Origin of the sequence: Mucilaginibacter sp., assembly GCF_041663085.1 — a bacterium.
In the GTDB taxonomy this organism is placed as follows: domain Bacteria; phylum Bacteroidota; class Bacteroidia; order Sphingobacteriales; family Sphingobacteriaceae; genus Mucilaginibacter.
This window is the reverse complement of the sequence record NZ_JBAZRC010000224.1, coordinates 1-4,417: the sequence shown is the minus strand read 5'-3', so window position 1 is coordinate 4,417 and position 4,417 is coordinate 1. Positions and strand designations below refer to the sequence as shown.

General features: G+C 40.0%; 4 protein-coding genes. 2 read left to right on the top strand and 2 right to left on the bottom strand.

Annotated elements, in window-relative coordinates:
• Window positions 1-341, top strand: a 341-nt coding sequence (locus WC615_RS22740; protein ID WP_372980313.1) for an adenosylhomocysteinase, incomplete at its 5' end; no start/stop codon positions are given.
• 78 nt (window positions 342-419) lie between these two features.
• Here the strand turns inward: WC615_RS22740 and WC615_RS22735 are convergent.
• Both WC615_RS22735 and WC615_RS22730 read right to left on the bottom strand, forming a co-directional pair.
• The gene (locus tag WC615_RS22735; RefSeq protein WP_372980312.1) at window positions 420-1,733 is read right to left on the bottom strand and encodes a hypothetical protein; all 1,314 of its coding nucleotides are present in this window, start codon (window positions 1,731-1,733) and stop codon (window positions 420-422) included.
• Window positions 1,734-1,986: 253 nt separating this feature from the next.
• Window positions 1,987-2,388: a DUF5655 domain-containing protein gene (locus tag WC615_RS22730; protein ID WP_372980311.1), complete on the bottom strand. Its 402-nt coding sequence runs from the start codon at window positions 2,386-2,388 to the stop codon at window positions 1,987-1,989.
• Window positions 2,389-2,526: 138 nt separating this feature from the next.
• Here WC615_RS22730 and WC615_RS22725 point away from each other — a divergent pair, with 138 nt between their 5' ends.
• Window positions 2,527-4,137 carry an aminopeptidase P N-terminal domain-containing protein gene (locus WC615_RS22725; RefSeq protein ID WP_372980310.1) on the top strand — a complete coding sequence of 537 codons (1,611 nt, stop codon included), beginning with the start codon at window positions 2,527-2,529 and terminating at the stop codon, window positions 4,135-4,137.
• Window positions 4,138-4,417 lie beyond the last annotated feature (280 nt).

Sequence of the window (4,417 nt, the reverse complement as noted above, 5' to 3'; positions counted from 1 at the left end):
AATTGAAATTAAACCAGGTTGATAAATATACTATCGACGGTAAAGATGTTATTGTATTAGCAGAAGGCCGTTTGGTAAACTTAGGTTGCGCTACAGGCCACCCAAGCTTTGTAATGAGTAACTCGTTCACCAACCAAACCTTAGCGCAGATTGAGCTTTGGACAAACGGCGCGGCTTACAAAAACGAAGTTTATACCCTGCCAAAACACCTTGACGAAAAAGTTGCACGTTTACACCTGGAAAAAATTGGTGTTGAACTGGAAGTTTTAGACCAGGATCAGGCTGAGTATATTGGTGTAACAGTTGAAGGTCCGTTTAAACCGGAGTACTACAGATACTAAGTAATAGAAGCAGGACTTTTAGAGTCAGGAATCAAGATAAAAGAAAAGGGATATGGTTTAGGCCATGTCCCTTTTTTGTTACTTATATAATAATGCGATTGGTAAACCAAGGCTAATCCCAACTGTTTTAGTGGGTACATGGTCTGCTACATTCTTGTAATTATTGATATCATTTATCCTGTATTGTAATTCTAAATTGATGGGTTTGTCCCTACCCTGGATAGCTAACGGCAAACCGAAACGTAAATTAGTGGGATTGTAGTCGCCAAAATTTTTCTCATATCTAAAGCTTAAACCGGGCTTTATTAACGTGTTTTGCCATGGTGTAATGTAAACTATTTGTATGTTAACATTAGTTGTCACAAACTCTTTGTAGTCGCCTATGTATGCTTTGTTGGTTTCTAATAACGCCAGATTTAAAGGATTGGCGCCGGGGAATTGCGAGTATTGCCCATAATCAACATTTGTCATCAGGTCAGCATTGGCAGAGTTATTTTGGAATTGTTTAATCCAAGGTGAAGCGTAAAAAGTTCCAACTTTTGCAATGTCTAACAGATACGTAAATTGTAAATTAACCTCCCAAAGTTTAAATTTAGTTTTTTGAAAAGCAGTAGCATTATTGTTGCTAATATATTTCTCAGCTTCCGTCACCGGAAAAAATGCCCAAGCTGATACCCAACCTGTTTGCATCCAGGTATAAGTTTTTTCTTTTTCTAAATACTCTGCTTCAGCTTTGCCAATCTCCTCATATGCTTCATTTTCTTTGTTTCTCATCTGCGTTTGAGTAAGTGTATTATTACTTGGTAAAGTGGTTGTACCGTCTAACAGGGTTACACGAGTGGTTTTTGCGGTTTCCTCGTCTGTTAAACGTTTACTTACTATGGCATACTTTTGCGCCCTGAGTATCTTAAGATCATTAACATGGCTTTTTATATTATCAGGCCAAAAATTAAGAGTGCTCCTAGGTAGTAAATAGGTGATTTTTAAGCCCGCCCGTATATTGTTTTTCCATTTCTTGTCTTTGTATAGTGATGTAAAATTATTTTTTACATCAGCCTCAATAATTGGATTGAAAACAAAGGCCAGCCTGTTTGTATATGGATTCATCCCGGGGACGTTAAAACCCAAAATCAGTTTATCGTTATCTGTGCTATATGTTGAGTAAAATTTTGCTAATGAAAGGTCGGAAACTCCTGTTAAATAATTAAGTGCTTTTTTCTGCATAAATACATTAAACCCTGTTGGTGATACCAACATACCGGTGTCTGCATCTGTTGCTTTCAATTCTTTTTTAAGGCTGTCAAGAATACCTTTTGTACTTAGGTTTTGCGCATTAGTATTTAAAACACTAAAAAAAAGTGCTGCAAATACAATTGTGATTTTTTGTGACATTGTTTTAAAGTTAGGTTGAATAAAGCTATACAATTTTCACCTATAGAAAAACCGTTAAAACACCCAATTGCTATATAGTTATTCAGATAATGAAGATGTTTGAGTATTTATTGTTGCCAGTGCTGGTCTAAGTTTTCAACTTAGACCTAAAACAAAGCAAGCTTTCAGCTTGCGGGCGAATAATGGAGGAGACAATATTGTTAAGCTGAAAGCTTAACTCATTCTGGGTCTAAGTTGGAAACTTAGATCAGCATTAGAGCAACTCATACGAGTCCCTTATCCCCGCAAACAATTGCGGCCTCAACTCGCCGGTATGGCTCAGCCTGATGTGGTTTTCAAACCTTCCAGCGGTAGCGGTGCTTTTTATTACAGGCGGCTCAGTTAGTTGGGTAGCCGAATAAAACTTAAGATCCAACACCTTTTGCATGGGGCGGATAACAAAAAAGGTTTGCCTGTGCACAAACGTAATGCAGTTGGGGGTGGTGCCTACCAAAACATCGGGCCAGTCGGCAACCTCGGCCAATAGTTTATCAAACAATAACAGCAGTTCATCGGGCTTGCCTTTAAACAGATCATCCAAACTTATCCGTGCGCAGTAATGCCTTTGGCTTTCGCTTGTCAGTTCGCGGTCGCATTTTGGGCAGGTGTAAGGCATTGCTTAATCGGTATTAGTGTCATAACGAATATATAAAATTAAAGTTTGTAATATTTGGCACCACATAACTAAATATTTAGTTATGTGAAAAACTATTATATATTTGTAACTTCAAGCGGTTTTTAACACCTAATCATAATGAAACTATTAACTAAAACTTTTTTTGCAGCCACGGCACTGTGCCTGGGTGCAGTAACAGCTTTTTCGCAAGGAAGCCAAAACATACCCAAGGATTACCTGAGTAAAGAGTTCCATGCCGGCAGGCGCGAGGCGTTACGTAAACTAATGCCCCCTAACTCGGTTGCCGTCATATTTGCTTACCCCGAACGTGTGTTTTCAAAAGATGTGGACTACGTTTACCATCCCAACCCGGACATGTATTATTTTTCGGGATATAAAGAGGCTGATGCCGCTTTGTTGATCTTTAAAGATATGCAGGGAACAGGCGACACTTCTTATAATGAAGTGATTTTTGTGCGCAAGCGCGATGCACAGCGCGAGCAGTGGACGGGCAGGCGTTTAGGTGTTGAAGGTGCAAAAACACAGTTAGGTTTTAAACGCGCTTATAATGGCAGCGAGTTTGCCAAATTCCCAATCGACTTTAAAAAATTCACCACCATAATAAATGATGAGTTGCCGAATGATGCCGGTAAGGACGGAGATCTGGCAAATCTTATAAAAACATTTAAGGCCAAAGCAGCACTGCCCGAGGTTGATAAAGCTTTATTGAATGGGCTTAACCTGGTTAGCACCCGTGCAACACCGGCAAATCTACCGCGCGTAATTGCTTATTTAAAATCGGCTTTATCCCCCGAGGTTTATCAAAGCAATGCCATAGTGCAGGAGCTGGTAAATAAACCGGATAGCGCTACCCTTGTAAGCGTAAAGGCAAAAATAAAACAGCAGTATGGCGCTGCCGGTATGTTTAATGATTTTACAGTTGCCCTGCGAGGGATTAAACAGCCCGAAGAATTGGCGCTGTTAAGTAAATCGGTACAGCTATCAAGCATTGCACATGCCGAGGTTATGCGTGCTGTAAAACCCAGTATGAGCGAGCGCGAGTTGGAAGGGATCTTGATGTACGTTCATAAAAAGTACGGTGCCGAAGGTGAAGGCTACCCGCCAATTGTGGGTGTAGGTGCCAACGGTTGTATTTTGCATTACGAAGAAAATAACGAGACTGTTTTAAATAACCAATTGGTACTGCTTGACGTAGGTTCGGAATACCATGGCTATTCGGCTGATGTTACACGTACCATACCGCCAAGCGGTAAATTCACCGAAGAGCAGAAAGCCATTTACCAGATAGTTTATGATGCGCAGGAAGAGGTGTTTAAAATGTGTAAAGCAGGTGTGCCTTATGCATCGCTGGAAGATAAAACCGGTGAGGTTTTAGCTGCCGGCTTAATAAAACTGGGCATTATAAAAGAAGCCAAAGAGCTGCGTACCTATTACCCACACGGTGTATCGCACCATATGGGGTTGGATGTGCATGACAAAGGATCATACTCAGGTAACCTGGAAGAAAACATGGTTATTACAGTTGAACCGGGTATTTACATTCCCGCAGGTAGCAAGTGCGACAAAAAATGGTGGAACATTGGTGTGCGTATAGAAGATGATGTGGTTATAGGTAAAGATAAAGGCACCATATTATCGCTTGATGCACCAAGAAAATGGCAGGATGTTGAGAAAATGGCTGCAGAAAAAAGTATATTTGACGGTGCGAAATTCCCGCCGCTTAAATAGGATTTACTACTATATTAGAAAGCCCCGACTTGTCGGGGCTTTCTTGTTTTTAGCCCACCTTGTCATTTCGAACGAGCATAGCGGGGAGAAATGCTGTTCGTTATGCAAGGTGTATAATATGCAAAGTTCACGACTTGTCGTATGAACAAGATTTCTCTCTATCGTTCGAAATGAACTGTGTTTAAAAGCAAATAATATTTGAATAATTTTCCTGATATTTTGTTTGTTGTTTAGCTATTGCAAAGGCTTGTTTTAATAGTTTATTAGCTACTGCTATTAA

Bases quoted from the DNA above. Each gene is read 5' to 3' on its own strand.
- WC615_RS22725 (WP_372980310.1), top strand. From the start codon at position 2,527: ATGAAACTATTAACTAAAACTTTTTTTGCAGCCACGGCACTGTGCCTG.
- WC615_RS22730 (WP_372980311.1), bottom strand. From the start codon at position 2,388: ATGCCTTACACCTGCCCAAAATGCGACCGCGAACTGACAAGCGAAAGC.
- WC615_RS22735 (WP_372980312.1), bottom strand. From the start codon at position 1,733: ATGTCACAAAAAATCACAATTGTATTTGCAGCACTTTTTTTTAGTGTT.